This is a genomic window from Mammaliicoccus sp. JADD-157, from assembly GCF_049310805.1.
Lineage (GTDB): Bacteria > Bacillota > Bacilli > Staphylococcales > Staphylococcaceae > Mammaliicoccus > Mammaliicoccus lentus.
In genome coordinates, this window is record NZ_JBMOVZ010000006.1 from 40,911 (window position 1) to 61,630 (window position 20,720).

21 protein-coding genes are annotated in these 20,720 nt (G+C 30.3%); 11 read left to right on the forward strand and 10 right to left on the reverse strand.

All coding sequences use genetic code 11. The features are described 5' to 3' along the window. Positions 1-108 precede the first annotated feature (108 nt). The 3 genes from ACO6VN_RS14120 to ACO6VN_RS14130 are packed head-to-tail and all read left to right on the forward strand — an operon-like array spanning position 109 to position 3,732. Positions 109-816: a GntR family transcriptional regulator gene (locus tag ACO6VN_RS14120; protein WP_422404809.1), complete on the forward strand. Its 708-nt coding sequence runs from the start codon at positions 109-111 to the stop codon at positions 814-816. Positions 817-825: 9 nt separating this feature from the next. After that, positions 826-2,361 carry a gluconokinase gene (gene gntK, locus ACO6VN_RS14125; RefSeq protein ID WP_194200045.1) on the forward strand — a complete coding sequence of 512 codons (1,536 nt, stop codon included), beginning with the start codon at positions 826-828 and terminating at the stop codon, positions 2,359-2,361. 12 nt (positions 2,362-2,373) lie between these two features. Beyond that, entirely contained in the window at positions 2,374-3,732 is a 1,359-nt protein-coding gene (locus ACO6VN_RS14130) for a gluconate:H+ symporter (RefSeq protein WP_016999104.1), read from the forward strand. Between the two features lie 717 nt (positions 3,733-4,449). On the opposite strand, the gene ACO6VN_RS14135 is transcribed toward ACO6VN_RS14130, so the two are convergent. Together ACO6VN_RS14135 and ACO6VN_RS14140 are read right to left on the reverse strand one after the other, a co-directional pair. Then, on the reverse strand, positions 4,450-5,001 hold the full coding sequence (locus ACO6VN_RS14135; protein ID WP_016999103.1) for a thioredoxin family protein: 552 nt from the start codon (positions 4,999-5,001) through the stop codon (positions 4,450-4,452). A gap of 79 nt (positions 5,002-5,080) precedes the next feature. After that, positions 5,081-6,118 carry a S66 family peptidase gene (locus ACO6VN_RS14140; RefSeq protein ID WP_194200044.1) on the reverse strand — a complete coding sequence of 346 codons (1,038 nt, stop codon included), beginning with the start codon at positions 6,116-6,118 and terminating at the stop codon, positions 5,081-5,083. Positions 6,119-6,269: 151 nt separating this feature from the next. On the opposite strand from ACO6VN_RS14140, the gene ACO6VN_RS14145 reads away from it, so the two are divergent. Both ACO6VN_RS14145 and ACO6VN_RS14150 read left to right on the forward strand, forming a co-directional pair. Next, the gene (locus ACO6VN_RS14145) at positions 6,270-6,815 is read left to right on the forward strand and encodes an HAAS signaling domain-containing protein (protein WP_103269062.1); all 546 of its coding nucleotides are present in this window, start codon (positions 6,270-6,272) and stop codon (positions 6,813-6,815) included. Beyond that, positions 6,815-7,654 (forward strand): DUF4097 family beta strand repeat-containing protein, encoded by an 840-nt coding sequence (locus ACO6VN_RS14150; protein WP_194200043.1) that lies wholly within the window; start codon positions 6,815-6,817, stop codon positions 7,652-7,654. Before ACO6VN_RS14145 ends, ACO6VN_RS14150 begins: the two co-directional genes overlap by 1 nt. A 72-nt stretch (positions 7,655-7,726) precedes the next feature. On the opposite strand, the gene ACO6VN_RS14155 is transcribed toward ACO6VN_RS14150, so the two are convergent. Next, positions 7,727-8,764, reverse strand: coding sequence for a C45 family autoproteolytic acyltransferase/hydolase (locus ACO6VN_RS14155; protein ID WP_422404810.1), 1,038 nt, complete (start codon positions 8,762-8,764; stop codon positions 7,727-7,729). A 386-nt stretch (positions 8,765-9,150) separates the two neighbouring features. Further along, a complete protein-coding gene (locus ACO6VN_RS14160; protein WP_194200041.1) occupies positions 9,151-10,122 on the reverse strand; it encodes a bile acid:sodium symporter family protein in 972 nt (323 codons plus the stop codon). 247 nt (positions 10,123-10,369) lie between these two features. On the opposite strand from ACO6VN_RS14160, the gene ACO6VN_RS14165 reads away from it, so the two are divergent. Further along, positions 10,370-10,537: a hypothetical protein gene (locus tag ACO6VN_RS14165; RefSeq protein ID WP_016999097.1), complete on the forward strand. Its 168-nt coding sequence runs from the start codon at positions 10,370-10,372 to the stop codon at positions 10,535-10,537. Positions 10,538-10,737: 200 nt separating this feature from the next. Here the strand turns inward: ACO6VN_RS14165 and ACO6VN_RS14170 are convergent, their stop codons facing one another. Continuing rightward, complete coding sequence (locus tag ACO6VN_RS14170) at positions 10,738-11,703, reverse strand: LPXTG cell wall anchor domain-containing protein (RefSeq protein WP_194200040.1); 966 nt, start codon at positions 11,701-11,703, stop codon at positions 10,738-10,740. Positions 11,704-11,947: 244 nt separating this feature from the next. Here ACO6VN_RS14170 and ACO6VN_RS14175 point away from each other — a divergent pair, with 244 nt between their 5' ends. Then, positions 11,948-12,166, forward strand: coding sequence for a hypothetical protein (locus tag ACO6VN_RS14175; protein WP_016999095.1), 219 nt, complete (start codon positions 11,948-11,950; stop codon positions 12,164-12,166). A gap of 61 nt (positions 12,167-12,227) precedes the next feature. Here ACO6VN_RS14175 and agrA read toward each other — a convergent pair whose 3' ends face one another. The 4 genes from agrA to ACO6VN_RS14195 are packed head-to-tail and all read right to left on the reverse strand — an operon-like array spanning position 12,228 to position 14,994. Then, a complete protein-coding gene (gene agrA, locus ACO6VN_RS14180; protein ID WP_016999094.1) occupies positions 12,228-12,944 on the reverse strand; it encodes a quorum-sensing response regulator AgrA in 717 nt (238 codons plus the stop codon). Next, entirely contained in the window at positions 12,941-14,257 is a 1,317-nt protein-coding gene (gene agrC / locus ACO6VN_RS14185; RefSeq protein ID WP_422404811.1) for a quorum-sensing sensor histidine kinase AgrC, read from the reverse strand. The genes agrA and agrC overlap by 4 nt, the downstream gene beginning before the upstream one ends. A gap of 24 nt (positions 14,258-14,281) precedes the next feature. After that, the gene (gene agrD, locus ACO6VN_RS14190) at positions 14,282-14,422 is read right to left on the reverse strand and encodes a cyclic lactone autoinducer peptide AgrD (RefSeq protein WP_016999092.1); all 141 of its coding nucleotides are present in this window, start codon (positions 14,420-14,422) and stop codon (positions 14,282-14,284) included. Then, positions 14,419-14,994 (reverse strand): accessory gene regulator AgrB, encoded by a 576-nt coding sequence (locus ACO6VN_RS14195; protein WP_016999091.1) that lies wholly within the window; start codon positions 14,992-14,994, stop codon positions 14,419-14,421. The genes agrD and ACO6VN_RS14195 overlap by 4 nt, the downstream gene beginning before the upstream one ends. Before the next feature lie 450 nt (positions 14,995-15,444). Here ACO6VN_RS14195 and ACO6VN_RS14200 point away from each other — a divergent pair, with 450 nt between their 5' ends. The 4 genes from ACO6VN_RS14200 to ACO6VN_RS14215 all read left to right on the forward strand — a co-directional run bounded on the left by ACO6VN_RS14200 (position 15,445) and on the right by ACO6VN_RS14215 (position 18,936). Beyond that, entirely contained in the window at positions 15,445-16,479 is a 1,035-nt protein-coding gene (locus tag ACO6VN_RS14200; protein ID WP_422404812.1) for a lactonase family protein, read from the forward strand. Positions 16,480-16,494: 15 nt separating this feature from the next. Continuing rightward, complete coding sequence (locus ACO6VN_RS14205) at positions 16,495-17,271, forward strand: carbon-nitrogen family hydrolase (RefSeq protein WP_194200038.1); 777 nt, start codon at positions 16,495-16,497, stop codon at positions 17,269-17,271. A 184-nt stretch (positions 17,272-17,455) separates the two neighbouring features. Beyond that, positions 17,456-18,178 carry an ABC transporter ATP-binding protein gene (locus tag ACO6VN_RS14210; RefSeq protein ID WP_422404813.1) on the forward strand — a complete coding sequence of 241 codons (723 nt, stop codon included), beginning with the start codon at positions 17,456-17,458 and terminating at the stop codon, positions 18,176-18,178. After that, positions 18,178-18,936, forward strand: a complete 759-nt coding sequence (locus ACO6VN_RS14215) for an ABC transporter permease (protein ID WP_016999087.1) — start codon at positions 18,178-18,180, stop codon at positions 18,934-18,936. Before ACO6VN_RS14210 ends, ACO6VN_RS14215 begins: the two co-directional genes overlap by 1 nt. A 288-nt stretch (positions 18,937-19,224) precedes the next feature. Here the strand turns inward: ACO6VN_RS14215 and ACO6VN_RS14220 are convergent, their stop codons facing one another. Next, on the reverse strand, positions 19,225-20,601 hold the full coding sequence (locus tag ACO6VN_RS14220) for an aldehyde dehydrogenase (RefSeq protein ID WP_422404814.1): 1,377 nt from the start codon (positions 20,599-20,601) through the stop codon (positions 19,225-19,227). Positions 20,602-20,720: the final 119 nt, after the last annotated feature.

Consider the following 20,720-nt stretch of genomic DNA (forward strand, 5'->3'; position numbering starts at 1 on the left):
ATAATAAAATAATATAAATTTTTAAGTAACCGTTTACAAAACTATAGTAAACGGTTACAATTATTTGTATAACTTGTATACAAGTATACGGAAGGTGAGGAAAGATAGATGAAACATCATTATCATTATCCGAGCGAATGGTTAAAATATCGTTCTACTGGTGAACAAGTAGCTAGTGAACTTCGATTGGGTATTATTAGTAAAGCCATTAATCAAGGCGATAAGTTAAGTGAGAATAAAATAGCTCAACAATTTGAGGTCAGTCGTTCACCTGTAAGAGACGCGCTTAAACTTTTGCAACAAGATGGTTTAATATCGCTTGAAAGAATGGGCGCAATTGTAACGGGATTATCAAATGTTAATCAGAAAGAAATTTACGACATCAGGCTCATGTTAGAGTCATTTGTTTTTGAAAGACTACAGTTAGATGATAATTCAGTCGTTATTAAAGAATTAAATAAAATTCTAAAAATGATGACTGTTGCTGTGGAATTTGAAGATGCTGATGAGTTTACAAGGTTAGATCTACTGTTTCATGAATCTATGATTACTACAATTAATCATCAATATATTGAAATGATATGGCGTAATTTAACACCAGTTATGGAATGTTTAATTTTAGTATCAATGAGACAGCGTATGGAAAAGGAACCTGAAGATTTTAAAAGAGTTATTCATAATCATAAAGTATATATTGAAGCAATAGAAAACAAAGATCGAAATAAAATGAAAGAAGCATTTCATTTAAACTTTGACGACGTAGATGAACAAATCGAAGTTTTATGGAATTCACAAACCAATATAGATAGAAAGTAGGGTTATACAATGAAATACATGATAGGTGTAGATATAGGAACAACAAGTACAAAAGCTGTTATTTATAATAACGAAGGGAAGTTTTTGAAAAAACATAGCATTGAATATCCTATGACAACAGATGAAATAGGAGTAGCTGAAGAAAGCCCTGAAGAAATATTTGATGCAGTGCTTTTCACAGTCAAAAAAGTTATAAGAGAAATAGACGCAAAACCTGAAGATATTAAATTAATTAGCTTTAGTAGTGCGATGCATAGCTTAATTGCGATGGATAAAAATAATCAACCATTAACAGAATGTATAACATGGGCTGACAATAGAGCAAGTGATTATGCAGAAAAAATCAATGAAGAACATAACGGTTTAGAAATTTATAAAAGAACGGGTACACCAATACACCCGATGTCACCGTTATCTAAAATATTTTGGTTAAAACATGAAAAACCTGAAATATATAACAATACAAACAAATGGATAGATATTAAAACTTATGTCATTTATCAATTATTTGGTCAATACACAATGGATCATTCTATAGGTTCCGCTACAGGTATGATGAACTTAAAATCATTAGATTGGGATAAAGAAGTATTAGATTTATTAGAAATAGAAACTTCTCAATTACCTGAACTCGTTTCAACAACACATATTATGAAAAATATGTCTAAAAAATATGCTGATTTAATGGGGATTAATGTAGATATTCCTGTGGTTGTAGGCGCTTCTGATGGCGTTCTATCTAATCTAGGTGTAAACAGTTTTAGAAAAGGAGAAGTAGCAGTAACTATTGGTACAAGTGGTGCAATCAGAACGATAATTGATGAACCAAAAACTGATGAAAAAGGTAGAATCTTTTGTTATGTCTTAACAGAAGACCATTATTGTATTGGTGGTCCAGTTAATAATGGTGGTGTAGTACTCAAATGGCTAAGAGACGAGTTATTAGCAAGTGAAGTAGAAACAGCTAAACGCTTAGGTGTGGACTCTTACGATGTATTAACTAAAATAGCTAGCAGAGTTCAACCAGGGGCGAACGGTTTAATATTCCATCCTTATCTTGCAGGTGAACGTGCACCATTATGGAATGCTAACGCAAGAGGAAGTTACTTTGGTTTGACTTTAACGCACAAGAAAGAGCATATGATCAGAGCAGCTTTAGAAGGAGTATTACTTAATTTATACACAGTTTATTTAGCGTTAATTGAAGTAATGGATAAATCCCCTAATCAAATTAAAGCAACAGGTGGATTTGCAAAAAGTGAAGTTTGGCGTCAAATGATGGCAGATATTTTTGATACATCTGTTGAAGTTCCTGAAAGTTATGAAAGTTCTTGTCTAGGGGCATGTGTTTTAGGGTTAAAAGCATTAGGTGAAATAGATGACTTTGAAGTGTTGAATAATATGGTAGGCAAAACATACCAACACCAGCCAATAGAAGAAAATGTTGATATTTATCAATCTTTAATACCAATTTTCATTAATTTAAGTCGTAAGTTAACAGAAGAATATAACTCAATAGCAGAATTCCAAGAAATGCATTCATAAGGAGAGATTAATATGATTTCAGAAATTACACCACTACTAGTCGTTATTGTAGCAGTTGGTTTACTATTAGCATTAATTATGTGGTTAAAGCTTAACACATTCGTTTCATTAATAATTACAGCAATGATTACAGGTGTAATGCTTGGCATGCCATTAAATAAAATCATTTCAACTGTCGAATCTGGTATGGGTTCTACACTAGGCCACATCGCATTGATATTCGGATTAGGAGCAATGCTCGGTAAGTTATTAGCTGATGGAGGCGGTGCAACGAGGATTGCACATACGCTAATTGATAAATTTGGTCAAAAGCGCATCCAATGGGCAGTAGTGGTAGCATCATTTATAATCGGTATCGCTTTATTCTTCGAAGTAGGGCTCGTATTATTAATCCCAATTGTATTTACGATTGCAAAAGAATCTAAAGTTTCAACACTTTATTTAGGTATACCAATGACAGCAGCATTATCTGTTACACATGGCTTTTTACCTCCTCATCCAGGACCAGTCATGATTGCAAAAGAATTTGGTGCAGAAATAGGTGAAGTGCTTGTATTTGGTTTAATTGTTGCGATTCCAGTTACAATTATTGCTGGACCATTATTTACGATGTTTGCCAAAAAAGTAGTTCCAGAAGGATTCACTAAGTCTGGTGATTTAAATTCACTAGGTAAGCAAAAAACATTTAAAATTGAAGAAACGCCAGGATTTGGTATTTCAGCTTTAACAGCACTATTACCAGTATTTATTATGTTAATTTCAACAATTGTTGATTTACTTACTGGTTCACCTGAGAATCCTCAAGGTGTACTAGGGTTTATCAGTTTTATAGGTGAAGCGGCAACAGCTATGCTGATTTCAGTATTGTTTGCTATATTCACTATGGGACTAAAAAGAGGTAAAAAAATTACAGAAGTTATGGATACATTAACAAACGCTATATATCCAATTGGAATGATGTTATTAATTATTGGTGGTGGCGGTGCTTTTAAACAAGTATTGATTGATGGTGGCGTCGGAAAAACTGTTGAAGAATTATTTACTGGCACAGCAATGAGTCCAATTTTACTTGCATGGATAGTAGCTTCTGTTCTTAGAATCGCTTTAGGATCAGCTACAGTCGCAGCAATATCTACAGTAGGTATCGTAGCGCCGTTATTAGAAGCTTCTGATGCGAATCTTGCTCTAGTCGTATTAGCAACTGGTGCAGGTAGTGTTATTGCTTCACACGTAAATGACGCAGGATTTTGGATGTTTAAAGAATATTTCGGATTAACAATGAAAGAGACATTTTTAACATGGACATTATTAGAAACCGTCATTTCTGTATCTGGTATTATATTTATACTATTTATAAGTTTATTCGTTTAAAAAAGACTAAAATTGTATAAACTTAGTATTTTAATAAGAATTATTCAAGCCTGATTTATCAGTTACTTTAACAGTTAGGCATTCCTAACTGTTAAAGTACTCAACTTTTAGAACACTTAAGAAACAAAAATTTAGAGTTAAGAACGATTCAACAAATTTAGAAAAAGACTTGATATACTTTAGTCATAGATAACACAACACGAACCACAATACATTCAATTCCTTAAAAATATTTCGTATATGTTTTTTCATGATAGTGAATGACTTTGTGTAGAACGTGTTTGGATAGTTATCTGTAATTGTAACGTTGAAATGGATCATAAAATGATTCAACTTATTTTTATAAAGTTTCCCGGCTTTATAAAAATAAATGTTTCCTTAATTAATAACCCTTCCCCGAAAAGCGCTCGTTAATTCCCGGACGAGCGCTTTTCACTTGCGAAATTTCAAATGTTAACTTTACTGACATATATTTTTATTTATTTTGTAGATAAAGTAAACTGTTTATATCGAACCATGGGGATGGAGAGATACATATAGGGGTAATTTACATAAAACGAGGCTGAGACAATTATTTGTCTCAGCCTCTATCGTGATATTGGCAGTAGTTGACTGGAATGAAAATACGCTTATATCAAGCTTTTCACTCCTAGTCACTCTTGCCGGGCGGTACTATGAAATCTTTTTTGAAAAATAAGATTTCTGTTCCAATCCGATTTATCTTAAGATGCTTACGATTGATTCGTATACATCATCCCAGAATTGTGTATTCTTTTTATATTCATCATGGATTTTATGATGTACTTCTTTTTCTTTTTCAGGGAAAGAAGAATCTTCTTTCGATGGTAAGTCTTTTCTTGTTTCTTCAACGAATTTTTGAACTGTAATGGCTCTAGGACCCCATACATGTTCTTGTTCATGTTTTTCATTTAAAAATACAAAAATTGGTATAGATCTTGCAGTACCATTTGTTAAGTATTGATCAATTAAATTTGTATCTTCATCTCTATGAAATACTTTAACTTCCATATTAGTGTAGTCTGCAATGTTCAATAGTACTGGGATATTCATCATAGCATCCCCACACCAATCTTCAGTGATGACGAGAACTTTATAATTTTTATCTTTTATTTTATCTAAACGTTCATCATTTTTAGGTAATTGAAAAGATTTATAAATTTCAATGAGTTCTTCTTTATTGGTAGTCATATCGTTTAAATATTCTTTAATAGGTTGTGATTGTTCATAATATGTAACTAGTTTTGTCATTTTAATTATCCCCCTTTTTATATACTAAATATTATAACAATTCTGAAATAAATCGCAAAGCAGAATAACTGAAGATTAATTACTCTACAGCATTTTCAAGAATTGAGAAAGTACCTTTATCTACATTTAGTTCAGCCAATACCCCGTATGGGATAATGCATTTCGGTTCATTATGACCAAAACTTGCATTGTAGAATACTGGCATATCTTCTTGATTCCATTCTTTTAACATTTTAGTCCAAACTTCTTTATATTCTTCATAATAAACATCATCTTGAGGACGACCAATAATTACGCCATTTATTCTTTCGAAAATTCCCATTGAACCAAATGCACGCACGTAATCTTCCATTAACCAAGGTGGAGCGTGGACTTCTGCTGTCTCAATGAACAATATAGCATCATCAAAAGCATCTTTATTTGGAAATATATCTGTTGCTTTTAAAGAATGGAATAATTCCATGCAACCTCCAATTAAACGTCCAGTTGCTTTTCCTTTTCCATTTAAAATTTCATACCCGTTATTATCGAAAGATTCTCTATTGATATCTTTGTTGCTTTCATCCCATTTTAAACCGTATTTTCTAATTTGGGGTGATGTAGGTACATCACCAACTGGCTCGTTTTGGAACCAAGTTTGTTTAATTGAATGAACAGTATAATCATCCATTGCAACATTTTCAGCGAAGTCAGTGAGTAGCAAAGGACCGTAAAAACTGGAAACGCCAGCTTGATAAAACATAAAATGTAACGCAGTTGTATCAGAATACCCACTAAATATTTTAGGATTATTTTTTATTAACTCTAAATCTATATAAGGCCATAAACGAACAGAGTCATCTCCACCTAGAGAACAGATAATTGCTTTAACTTCAGGATCTCTGAGTGCTTGATGTAAATCTTCTGCTCTTTTTTCAGGATGGTTGTATGTAAAATCTGAACCTTTAAGCGCATTTGGCATTACCTTTACTTTCAATCCGAATACATCTTTTAATCTTTCAATACCAACATTAGTTCTCCACATCATATCTTCTTCACCAGCTAAACCAGAAGACAAAGAAACAATCGCTACTGTGTCACCTTTAGAAAGCTTATTTGGCTTGATAAGTTTACTCATATCAAAACCCCCTTATTTATTTGTTGTGCATAGTATATCACACTGATATAACTTGAAATCAAATTTTTCAGATGATAATATGATGTTGTTTGTAGGAAAAGTGTTAAAATTAAATTGAAAACTTGAGATAATAATAAAGGGGAAACAGAATATGGATAAAATCACGTTCCTCAATTATTTAGAGGATGAATTGTCTCGTTTACCGAAGGCGGAAAGAGACAAAATTATGTATGAATATGAGACTAAGTTTTTTGAGGCTCAAAATGAAGAAGAACTTATCCATGAACTTGGCAACCCTAAAGCAATTGCAAAAAAAGTATATGCCAATACTGCTATAACTGATGCAGAAATGGCTCCGAATTTTAAAAATGTTTTTCATGCTATTATGGCAACTCTAGGACTAAGTTTCTTCAACATTTTATTTATCATTACACCATTTCTTTTTATAACATTTATTCTATTAATAGTAGTCTTAATAGGAGCAGTTATGATGTTAGGACCTATTGTTAGTGTTGTGAACATCTTTATTAATGGATTCCATTGGATAGATGTAACGAACATTATGTTTGCTATTTCATTCTTAGGACTCGGATTGATGCTCTTAATTACTGGATTAAAACTTATTGAAGTAAGTTACAAAGGCATATTAAAATATTTAAGATGGTGTATAAAAATCATTAAGAGGAGTGCAGAGTAATGAAAAAACTATTTTTTCTAGGTTTAAGTATTTTTGTAGTTTTTGGATTACTTGGTACTTTTCTATGGTTTTCAGTAAACAAACAGTATGAAAAACAAGAAACATACAAAAAAGTATTTAAAAACAATGAAACGAATCAAATTATAATTAATGCTCAAAATACAGATGTAGATGTAAAAAAGGGGCGTTATTTAGAAATTAATTACGATGGAAAACATAAAGTTAACGCAAATATAGAAAACAATTTACTACATTTTTCTGAGCAAGATAAAAAGCTTACATTTAACGCTAACTTTATTCCTTTTAGAAAAGTTAATAATCATCTTACGATAACGCTTCCTGAAAAAAATTATAATGCATTTAACATCACTACTAATACAGGTAATATCAATATAGAAAATGTTAAGAGTAAAAATAGTAATATTATTACTGGGACAGGGAATATAACGTTTGATCAAGTAGATTTTCAACATGTTAAAGCTATGGCTGATGTTGGGAGTATTGGTATTAAAAACTCCAAATTATATGAATTTAATGGAGAATTGGATACAGGTAATATCACAGTAGATAACTCAGTGTTAAAAAATAATGAAATGATAACTTCAATAGGTAATATCAAAATAATAGATTTGAAAAATGAATGTGATATCAAAGCATCTACTGAAGACGGAAATATACTTATAGATTATAAACATAAACCACAAGATACATTACTTCAATTACATGCTGATTCAGGTAGCACAAAAATAGAAAACAGTGCTTTTCACGGGGAAAAGGTTGGTAATGGTAAAAATGTTATTGAAAGTTATACTGATAACGGTGATATAAAAATTAAATAATAGGCTATATAAAATATAACCTCTAATCCGTTAAATTTAATTTATGGATTAGAGGTTATTTAATTGATGCATTTATTCACTTGCAAATATTATATCTGAATCTATTTCTCCTGTAACATATAGTGATTCTAAAGGTTTGCCTTGTAACCATTCATTAAATTTAAAAGTGTGTATATAACCATTTTCACCTAATGCAAATTTAACTTCTAGTTGTTCAGGAATATAAGCAGATGTGTGTATCGTACCTGACCAACTTCTAAAAAGTTTGCTATAAATTTCATAATCAGGGTTATTAAAGTATTCAAAAGCAGTTTCTAAAGATAAATTTTCGTTAGTTATATTTTCAATTCTATTATATCGCTCTACTGATTCTTTTATATAATTTCTATTTTCATGTGTTAATACTTCAAAATGATTCGTACAAATAATGTTCTCTTTAGTTACTACTGATCTTGGTGTAGCTTCTACAATAATGCTGTTGTTAGATGCATCCATCAAAATGTAACTAAATGAACTTCTATGTGGGATTTCTTTCAACAACGAAACAGCGTCATCAATATTTTTACAACATTCTAAAATAAGACGACCGATCATATAACATACAAATCCATCACCTGGCTTTTTACGATGCATAAAATTATAACCCATCGATAAACCATGTTCATTCATTCCGTCCATTCTTCCAGTTACTCGAGATGTTGGGCCAATTTGTGCGTAACCACCATCAGTAGGTTGGAATAAGCTGAAACGTCCATCATAAGTAGCAGGATTGTAATCATAGTTTCGAACCATAAAGTTTTTACCTAAAAATACAGAACAACCACTATCTTTAGCATAAACTCTATAATGACCGTAATTAAGAAGGACTTGCTCTAAAGGCATTTTTAGAGTATCTTGTATGCCCATCAGTTCCTCCCATATTTGCGGGGCGAATTGCTGATATATTTTTTTCGTTTCATTTATATTTATATCAAATCTAGGTCTTCTAACTCGCCATTCTTTTTCTCTGTTTTCGAGCATTTTAGTAGATTGTAACCACTTAGCTTGCGCAACTCCATAATCGTAGTGGTTTCCTCTAAATTCAAATGTTTGCATACTTACTTGTTGCAAAATCATCACTCCTATTCTTATTCATTTTGCTAGAAAATATTTCATTTGTCACGCAAATAAGTTATAAACCTTAATATTGGTCATAATTAATTAAAGAGATTGTAATAATGTCTTAACCTATGTAATTTTTTACCATGTTATATTTAATTTATCACATATCATTAAGTTATTTAGGAGGTATGTATGATGTGGAATCAAATATATATCTATACAAAAAAGAAATGGAAAGAATGGTACAGAGGTTAACAATTTAATTCAACTAAAATACAACAAGATAAGTATTTTAAACATAAAAAGAAAAATTGAAAATATCTATTATCAGAAAAACACACATTCGTTTAACTAATAAAACGAATGTGTGTTTTTGAGTTAATAATATTAAATTATTACAAGTTATCTGTAACAGGTGCAGATTCAACCTGTTTTTGATCACGCTTTGTTTGGTTTGACCAAAATATTGCAATACTAGGCCCTGTTAATAAGTGTATGAAACTAAATATTGCGCCTGGTACTGCTGATAGTGGATTAAAGTGAGCTGTAGCTAATGAAACAGCTAAGCCAGAATTTTGCATACCAACTTCAATAGAAATTGCTCGTTTATCAGGTCGTCCTAAACCTAATGCTTTGGCTAAAAGATAGCCAATAGTGAGGCCACAAACATTATGTAATAAAACGACACCAAACAATAATAAACCAGTTGCGATAATTTGTGTCTTATTACCTGCAACCACACTTGATAAGATCAATGAAATTGCAATAACTGAAATAATAGGTAAAATATCGACAGATTTCTCTGCTACCGGTCTAAAGAATTTCTGTACAATTACACCTAAAATAATAGGGATTAACACTACTTGAACTACTGAAATGAACATTTCCATAAATGATACTTGCAACCATTCTCTAGCAAATAAGAAAATGAGAGAAGGTGTTACAATTGGTGCAAGTAATGTTGATAATGTAGTAATTGAAACTGATAAAGCGGTATTTGCTTTAGCTAAATAACTAATTACATTAGATGCTGTGCCACCAGGACAACAGCCTACTAATATCACACCTAAAGCTATATCTGGACTAAGATTTAAACCTTTAGCAATTAAATAAGCAGTGACAGGCATTACAGTATACTGTAATATAACGCCGATAATTACACTCTTAGGTGATTTAAATACTTCTTTAAAATCATTCGTTGAAATGGTCATACCCATGCCAAACATCACTATACCCAATAAATAAGGGATATAAGGTGCTATTTGAGCGATGGTACCTGGAAAACTAAAACCTAAAATAGCAGCTATTAACATCCAAACGACAAAAGTTTTATTAATAAACTGACTAAATTTCTTTAAATTACTCATAATAAACACCTTCCAAATTATATAATAATCAGAATATTACCAATAATCAGAAGTTATTTCAATGGTATATTGGAAGAAATATTTAAAAATAAAAATCAAATGAAAACCGATACAATAAATGTTACATTTTATACAAGAATTAAATCGTATTCTATGAATTAGATGTATAATGAGAGTATATCTTTTATGTATAATGCTTATTATGTTATGATGTAAATGGTAGAAAATGATGATAGAGGTGACTTCAATGAACTGTATTAAAGGAATTTTCAAATTCTTTTTCATCTTAATTGCAATTACAACAGTAGCTGTTGGTGCAGGTGTAGCTGTCTTAGCATTTGTATTTAAAAAGGATTTTGAAGATCTAGAACAAAAAACTAAAGAGATAGTTTCAGAAATTGAATCTAATAATTAAAAATGAGGAGAGCAACCACTTAGTATAAGTGATTGCTCTTTTTTATTTAACTACTAAACTTTATTTTAATGTGTTAAAGAATATTAATTAAAATTACACTTTTAAAAATAATAGGGGTAAAGGTATATGAATAAAGTGATTTAAAGAATATTTAAAATTATAAATTGAATATTTAGGAGGGGGTGTAATTTTATTATGATCTAATTTTGTTTTTGAGTTCTTTTACGCTTTAATATAAAGAATATAGTAGTAGCTATAGCTATAAAAAGTGTGCTAAAAATATATTTAATTGTATGATTGTTTTGTCCTGTATCAGGAAGTGTTTTCTTTTCTGACAAGGCTTTTTTATTTGTATCTTTTTGTTCTGTCTCAGTGGTTTTAGAATTATTTGAAGTTAAATTGTCTTTAACTATAGAAATTTGATAATTATCATTTGTGTTCTGAGTGTTTGATTGTGAGTTGTTTAATGAATCAGTTTGGTTAGGGAAATGATTAGTATCATTTGGGTTGTTATTAGTAACTATGGCTTGAGGGCTAGTATTATTTGTAATATGGAGTGAAGCTTGCTTGTTATTACTACTGTATGTGTAATATTTATCTTCACCAATTTTGATTGTGGACTTAGTGTCTATACCTTGAATTTGTACATTAAATAGAGTGTCTCTTGGGATGTTCGCAGGGATTTCAATTACTACTTGACCATTTTGATTAGTTTTACCTGTAAATTCTTGATTGTTACCAATCAATTTAACTTCTATATTATTTAATTGTTGGTAAGTATTTGATATAACATTAATGCTAATGTTTTGGCTATTTATATTAGAAGGAGTAGAAATAGTATTATGAGATGATGTTAATCTATAGAGTTTATTAGGTTCAACCGTAAATGTTTGTTGATTAGAAGTAGTAAGTACGTAGCTTTTCTTTAAAGATGCATTTGGGATTTGTATAATAGCGAGTCCATCAGATTTAGTTGTTAAAGACTTCGTTTCATTATCTAATTGAATTTGAAATGTTTCATTAGGAATGGGTTGATTAGTGGAAGTGAGAAATTGAAAAGCAATGGGTGTTTCATTTGTTTCTGCATAGGTTATATTGGATGAATTTAATGTTATACAAATTAAGAAAGTAGTTGTAAAACTTATGAAGAGGAGAAATATCTTCATACACAACCTCCTTTATAATTAATATCACCGGTGATATTTTTATTATGCCATAAACAAGCTGGATATGCTAGTATTATTTTATAAAATTTACATAGAATTTTAAACTTATATAAAATCTATAAATATTGAGTTGTAATAAATTATAATATTCACTAAAAGTAAGGTGCTTCAGTTTTGCATCAAAGAGCATATAGGAGTAAAATAAACAAAAAGATTTAGATAAATAAAGGGGAGATGTTCTTGTATGATATGTAAAAGCTGTAATCAAGAAATGGTTGACGAACTTCGTATTAACGTACCAGGTACTCTAGTTGATGTAAGGTTAGTTAAAGAAGAAGAAACGGATGACGTCTTGAAAAAAGCGATTGCTGTACCTAAAGCTGCTGTTTGTTTATCGTGCGGTGAAGTAAAATACTACATAGAAGACATCGAATCATTTAAAGAATCATTAAAAAATGAATAGTAATAATTAAAGGGGTAAACCATAAATATAATGGTTTACCCCTTTATGTATAAAATGAAAGTTAAATCTTTTTTATATTTCTTACAGACGCATAACAATGTTCACCATTATTAAAGTAAACAGTGCGATCTTTTGTATCAATTCTATCAACATTTCGACGGTTTATAACAAAGCTGTTATGACATCTAAAGAATCTGTCGTCTAGATTTGTTAGTTCTTTTAGACTGCCGTAAAATTCGATTTGTCTATTATCAAGATGAGCTATTAATCGATGAGATTTAGTTGATGATTCAAAAAACATGACATCATCATATTGGACATATACTGAATTACTACCACGCGTTAATTCTAATTTTTCAACATTAGTATTTTTAGATAACATGCCTAAACGGATATAAGCAGTGTCTAAACAATCAATAACTCGTGTCTTGAGCTGATCAGGGTCATCTTTAAATATAAAATCCATAGCAGCAACTTTATAAACAAACGTTAAATAAGTTAATTCACTATGACTTGTAACAAAGATTATATTACCAATAGGGTCATGTTTTCTAATTTCGCTCGCTAAAGTAATTCCATTTATATCAGCATCTAGTTGGATATCTAAGAAATAACAACCGATATCATTAGAAGTCTTTACATGTTCTAGTAACTCATAAGGATCATTAGTCGCAAGCTCAATAGACATTTCTTTTTCTTCAATCATAATATAATTATTAATGATTGTTTGCATTCGTTCTAATTGTTTTGGGTCATCTTCGCAAATGATAATTTTCATCGTATCACTTCCTCATTATGATCATTTAAAATCTCGAGCTTTTGAATAAAGAATTGATCATTAATATACGTATCTAAAAAAACATTTTCAGTCTTTTCAGTTACTTCTTTTAATGTTGTTAAACCAATACCTCGTTTACGACCTTTTGTAGAAAATTGGTCTTCAAATAACTTATGTACTTTTGGTGTATCTTTAGAACATTTATTCATAAATACGAGTAGTACAGATTCTTCATTTTTAATAAAAGCAATTTGAATAGTAGGTGCATCAACAAACTCAGATGCTTCAATAGCATTATCCATTATGATACCTATACATCTACTCAACTCAACAATATTCATATTAATATGATCAATTTGTTCAGTAACTTCAACACTAATATTAATATTTTGCTCTTGGGATTGAATAATTTTAGTTGTTAGCAAACCTTTAATCTCTCTTACATGCAAGTTCTGTAAACCATTTATTTTAATCGTATTTAACTTCATATCATCATGTAAATGCGCAATATTTTCATCAAAATATTTGCTTAAACCATCCATATCTTCTTGTCTAATATACTCAGATAAAGTAGCAAGAATATTGATATAATCATGACGAAACTTTCTCATTTCATTATTAATCTGTTCAATTTGTAAGGTATATTTATAATAATGATTAATTTCCTTTTTAGTACGCTGTAAAGCCATTTCTCTGATGACCGTAAAAGAAATTAAAATGACAAAAATTGCCGCCACACAAACATACATAACATAAAATAAAGTTTGGAACTCAAACTCTTTTTCAGTATCATAGTTCTCAGGCATATAAATATAGAACACAAAAAATGATAGAGCAAGGAACGCAGCTAACAACAGTAAATAAATACGGTTATTATATAAATAACTTAATTTAAGTTTGTTCATTAACATCCTAATTAAAACTGCAATAGAGATAGTTATAAATGAATGGATAATAGTATAACAAATGAAATAATAAGTCATACTATCAACAATATCTATAATATATCTAGTAGTTAAAATTGATAAATAGTCAGAAACTACTGAAATAATAATAACGATTAAAGTATTTATAATGCCGAATAATTTAAATTTATTATAAAAAAATACAAAATTAAAAAGGCATACGTATATTATAGCCCCCATGCCAAACAGATAATAAAAAGAAAGTGAAGGGATTATGAACCCTATAAATAAGATTACATAATCCCTTTTGTTATATCGATAATTCTGTGTGATAGCTAATAAAATTGTAAATAGTACGACCTGTAATAAACCAAAAGGTAAAGATTCTATATTAGAAAGCGAGTCCATATATTACACTTCCTTATTGACAACTTATTGTTTTTCTTTTAATAATTCAGCTGGCACTTCAGTTTCATCTAAAAATGCTGTACACCCTCTGATTACTGCTTTCTCACCGATTGCTGATAAAACGTTAGAAATTGTTTTTGAAAATAATCCTGCTAATAAATTCATGATATTGTTTCCTCCTTTTTATAAAATATAGGTAATAGTGATACCGATTCGAAGATCAATCCCAAACAGATTAATTGTTGATAGGGTTCTTTAACGAATAAAGAAATGATTATCAAAATTGTTGCTGCTATGATTGACCTAAGTTTTAAACCCTTTTTCCACTTACCTAATAGTGGATGTTTTTTTGTTTCCATAGGTGCATATTTCATAATGATTATGTACCCTATGAGCGCTAATGTCAAAAATATCCAATACGGTACGTTTATATTGATGACAATTAGCGGTGTAATCACAAACATTATTAGGCTTTGAATGGTACATAAAAAAGTAGATTTTGCATGCGCACCAAATGCAAAATATCTTATAGCAAAATAACTAAGGTGAACAATAAGTGTATAGAAGAATATATGGCTTAGAAGGGCAGCACCATATATAACAACAGTCTTCATAATATTCCCTACAAATACTTCTAGTCCATACTTTACCTTTAAATAGCTTACATGGTCTAAATTATTTGAATTTTGAAGACTTGTAGCAATTTTATCAATTTGGGTTTGTACTGGTTGATACATAGCGCCCCTCCTCACACTTAATTATAAATCATAATGGTTTACATTTTACTTCTTTTGCCTAACTGTATTATTTCAATGCCCAACTGTTTGAGTTTTTATTTATATTTATATATTAACATATTTTTATTGCAGTTAAGCACGAAATATTACGACTTAGGGAAAACTTTAATTATATTAAATATAATATTATAAAATGATAATGACTAAGTAATAAGGTGAATAAAGGGGGTTCCTTTATGGCAGGTGACATAGTGAACGCTATCAGTAGTATTTTTAAGTGGTTTGTGGCGTTTTTTAGTGATTTATTTGGTTAATTTTCATTTGTTAAAATGTTATGATTATATAAGTTATTAGAGCGTATGCCTTTTGGTATACGTTTTTTATTATAGTTATTCAGTAATTTCATGTAGAATGAAGACAAAGAGATAATTTAGGGAGGAATTATATTTTATGAAAACACAAGGTTATATTGGTAGTTATACAAAAAAGGATGGAAAGGGTATTTATAGATTTGATGTTGATGAAAATGATCAAACTATAGAAAAAGTAGAAGTAGGCTATGAAGTAGAAGCTTCTACATATATTATGCAACATGATAAATATTTATACGCAGTTAAAAAACAAGGCGATGATTGTGGTGTCGCAAGTTTTCTAATTAATGAAGATAAAAGTTTAACATTTATAAATGATTGCTTAGCTTCAACAGAAGGTACAGGCTGTCATATTTCAATATCTGAAGATGGTAAATTTTTATTTGAAGCAGTATACGGTGCAGGCATAGTAAGATTATATGAACTTAATCCTGAAAATGGGGAAGTCCTTAGATTAATCGATTCATATCATGGTGATGGTAATGGACCTAATAAAGAAAGACAAGATGGTAGCCATATTCATTATGCAATGCAAACACCAGATTTAGACTATATTGTTACAGTTGATTTAGGGGCAGATGTAATAAGAACGTTTAAATACTCTTTAGACGGATTAGAACTATATGAAACGACGAAATTCCAAGCTGGAAGTGGACCGAGACATTTAGCATTCCATCCTAGTGGCAAATATGCTTATTTAGTTACAGAATTAAGCAATACTATAATTGTATTATCATATGAAAATGGCGTGTTTAGCCCGGCTACTGAACCACAAATGACTATTCCCGATGATTTTGAACTAAATTCACAAATAGCTGCAGTTAGATTAAGTCATGATGGTAGATTCGTATATGCGTCAAATCGTGGTCATAATAGTATTGCTGTATTTAAAATACTAGGTGATGGTGCGAATCTTGAATTAGTTGAAATTGTTTCAAGTGGAGGTACTTGGCCAAGAGACTTTAATATTACTCCAAGTGATTTATTCTTAGTTGTAGCACATGAACATTCTTATAATTTAGTGTTATTCAGTAGAAATAAAGAAACTGGTAAATTAACAGAAATAGAAAATGAACAAAAAGCCGCTGAAGGTGTATGTGTTCAATTTATCTGATTGAAGGTGAATAGAATGAAAATAGCTTTATATCAAATGCATGTAATACCAGGTAAACCTGATGAAAATATAGAAAAAGTTAGTCAATGGTTAGATAGTTTAGCTATAGATATAGATATAGCTGTATTACCTGAAATGTGGAACACATCATATCGATTAAATGAATTAGAGAACATTGCTGATGTTGATGGGGAAGTGATAATACCTTTTTTAAAAAACAAAGCAAAAGAGGTTAACAAACATATTATTGCAGGTTCTATTGCTTATAAAAAAGGTGAAGACATTTATAATAGAGCGCTTATTGTAAATAAAGAAGGGAAACTCATTAATACTTACGATAAAGCACATCTCGTTCCAATGTTAAACGAGCATCACTTTTTAACTTCTGGAGAAAAAAAGCCAACTGTATTTCATATAGATGAAATTGAGATGGGTTCTATTATCTGTTATGACTTAAGATTCCCTGAATTATCACGTTCATTAACATTAGAAGATGCTAAAGTCATTTTTGTACCTGCTGAATGGCCAAAATCACGTATTGATCATTGGAAAGCATTATTACAAGCAAGAGCAATTGAAAACCAGATTTACGTAGTAGCATGTAATACTGTAGGTAAATGTGATGATAACGAATTTGGAGGGCATAGTTTAGCATATAGCCCAGACGGTGCACTTATCGACTGTTTGTATGAAGGTGAAGGCACATTAGTTGTTAATTTAGATTTAAATGCCCAAAGCCAAATTAGAGAATCTATTCCTATTTTTAATAGTTTACGAACAGATTTATATTAAAATTAACTAAATAATTTTGAGTACGATATAAGAAAACTCTTCATTAGTGATAAAAAATCTAATGAAGAGTTTTTTAATTTTTAAGTGTAATGTTGTTAAAAGTAAAAGTTTTTATTGATATATTTAAATAAAAGTTTAAAATCAAAATTGTCATATATGTAGCTTTATATAAGGGGGGATTAGATTGTCTGAACAAGTAGATGTAGAATTTAAAAATATAGGCTATGAAATAGAAGGTAGTAAAATTTTAAATAAAGTGAACGGTAAAATATATCAAGGTAAGATTACTACAATTATAGGGCCATCAGGCGCTGGAAAGTCTACTTTATTATCATTTATTAATGCTTTAAACTCTCCAACAGAGGGCGAAATTTTTATTGATGGGCATTTAATTAATGAATATGAAGCTATTAAACTAAGAAGAAAAGTGCAACTTGTCTCACAAGAAGCAACAATGATTAATGGTACCGTTAAAGATAATTTAGAACTTCCTTTAACATTACAAAATAGAACTATGACAGTTAAAGAAGCTGAAGGATTTTTAAAAGATGTTGACTTACCAATATCATTTTTAAATAAAAATAGTAAAGAATTATCTGGTGGTGAAAAACAAAAATTATCATTAGCTCGCTCTTTAGTTACCAAACCAAGTGTTATGTTGCTAGACGAAGTAACTTCTGCTCTAGACAGAAGCTCAGTCGAAGCTATTGAATCATTATTAACACTCATTAATAAAAAGCATGATGTTACAATGATTTGGATTACACATGATGTTAACCAAGCAATTCGTATGAGTGATTATATTTGGGTCATGATGAACGGAGAAGTCGTTGAAACTGGTACAAGTGAAGAAATCAGACATACTACAAATGAGAAAGTAAAAAAATTCATAGGAGCTAAAATATAATGAGTATAACTTCTTTGATATTAATGGTAATTTTTATAATTATTCCTATAGTTATTTCTAAATCACTGAAATTAGGTTTAGAAAAAGACACAGTTATCGCTGGTATAAGGTCTTTTATTCAATTATTAATTGTAGGATATATATTACAATTTATTTTTGATAAAGATAATCCAATATTTATGATATTGATGGTCGTATTAATTATAGGTGCAGCAACTCAAAATGCTAGAAAGAAAGGCTTATCTATTCCAGGTATCACTTGGAAATTGTTGTTAGCGTATGTATCGATTGAGTTAATAACACAAGGCATTCTTATTGGTTTGAAAATTATACCACCAACTCCGCAATATGTAATTCCTATAACTGGTATGGTTATTGGTAATGCGATGGTGTTAAGTATTTTATTCTTAAATCGATTTATTTCAGAGATTCAACAAAATGAAAATTTAGTAAAGCTGATACTATCTTTAGGAGGCACACCAAAACAAGCTATTCATAAGCAATTGATGACTTCTATACAAACAAGCGCTATTCCTACAATAGAACAACAGAAGACTATAGGACTCGTACAATTACCTGGAATGATGAGCGGTCAAATTATTGCAGGTGCTGACCCAATTGATGCAGTATTCTTTCAAATCTTAATTGTATTTATATTAATAACATCAGCAGTTACAACGAGTGTAATATTAGGATTTCTATCATATCCAACATTATTTAATAGTAAAAAACAATTAATAGAAAGCCGTTTTGAGTAAATAAGGTAACAAATGATGTAAGACGAGATCTACGTGCAACATAACAGTCTCCTTATTGCCAAGATTACTGAGAAAAGTCCACATACAATATAGGAGTCAAGTACATTAATATCAATACAAAGAAAGAGGCTGGGACATAAATATTGTCTCAGCCTCTTTCATTATAATGGCAGTAGCTGACTGGGGTGACAATGCGCTTATATCAAGCTTTTTTCAACCCTAGTCATCCTTGCTGGGGTAGGACTACGAAATCTTTTTATTAAAATAAGATTTTTGTCCCACTCTTATTTATTTTTTAAACATTGCTCTGACGTATTTCCCTTTACCCTTATAAGGGGGGAAGAGCACGCCTGTTTCTAATTTCGTCGTTTTGAACATAATTCCTTTTTGGTTACTGAATAATTCAAATGATGCTTTTCCATGATAACGACCGATACCAGAGTGTCCTACACCGCCGAAAGGCAAGTTATGATTGCCAACATGCATTAACGTATCATTGATGCAACCACCACCAAATGATATACGATTAACAACTTCATCTGTATGATTCTCATCTTCACTAAATAAATATAGAGAGAGTGGTTTAGGTTTATTCTTTATGAATTGTATCGCATCTCCGAATGCATCGTACGACATAATAGGTAGAATTGGTCCAAATATTTCATCTTCCATTAAAACGTCATCAAACTTCACATTATCAACAATTGTAGGTTCTATATAACGATCTGTTACGTTAGTTTCTCCACCATAAACAATTTCACCATTTGTATTATTAATGAGCAAATTCAGTCTATTTGCATGTTTCTCATTAACAATTCTGCCAAAATCTTCACTGTTTTTAGCATTTTTAGTATAAAACTCTTGAATAGTTGATTGAATTGCTTTAATAAATTGTTGTTTGATTGATGCATCAATAATGACATAATCAGGTGCTACACAAGTTTGACCCGCGTTGATAAATTTACCAAAAGCGATTCGTTCTGCTGCAACTTTAATATTAGCTGTTTTATCTACAATAGCTGGACTTTTACCACCTAATTCTAGCGCAACTGGTATAAGTTGCTTACTCGCTTGTTCATATACAATTTGCCCAACTTTTGTAGAACCTGTAAAGAATAAAAAATCAAACGGTTGTTGTAATAATTCTTCTGTTACATTTTGTTCACCAGTTATGCAAGATATGTATGAAGCGGGGAATACATCTTCAATTATTTGTTGAATAATCTGACTCACATTAGGCGTAAGTTCAGAAGGTTTAACGACAGCACAGTTTCCTGCTGAAATTGCGCCAATTAATGGTTCCATTACTAATTGGAATGGATAGTTAAAAGGACCGATAATTAAAACCGTTCCATAAGGTTCGTTTACAGTATAACTTTTTGCAGGAAATAAGAATACTGGCGTATTTACGTTCTTCTTGCCAGCCAAGTTCTTGACATCCTTAAGCATCAACGAGATACTTTTGTAAATGTAACCAATTTCTGTTGCATATGATTCAACTGAATTTTTACCTAAATCTTGCTTTAATGCTGCTAATAATTCTGTTTCATGCGATTTAATAGATTTTTTTAATAATCTAAGTTGTTTTTTTCTGAATTTAATATCCTTTGTTATATCGCTATCAAAAAATGATTGAATTGTCTCGAATTGGTTTGCTATAGTCAAAGTTAATATCTCCTTTATAACTTCTATTGTATATATTTTAACAATAGTTATAATTAAAAGCGAAGTCTTTATTTCTAAAAAGTAAAAATTAACAAAAATTTATTAAGAAAAGGTGAACA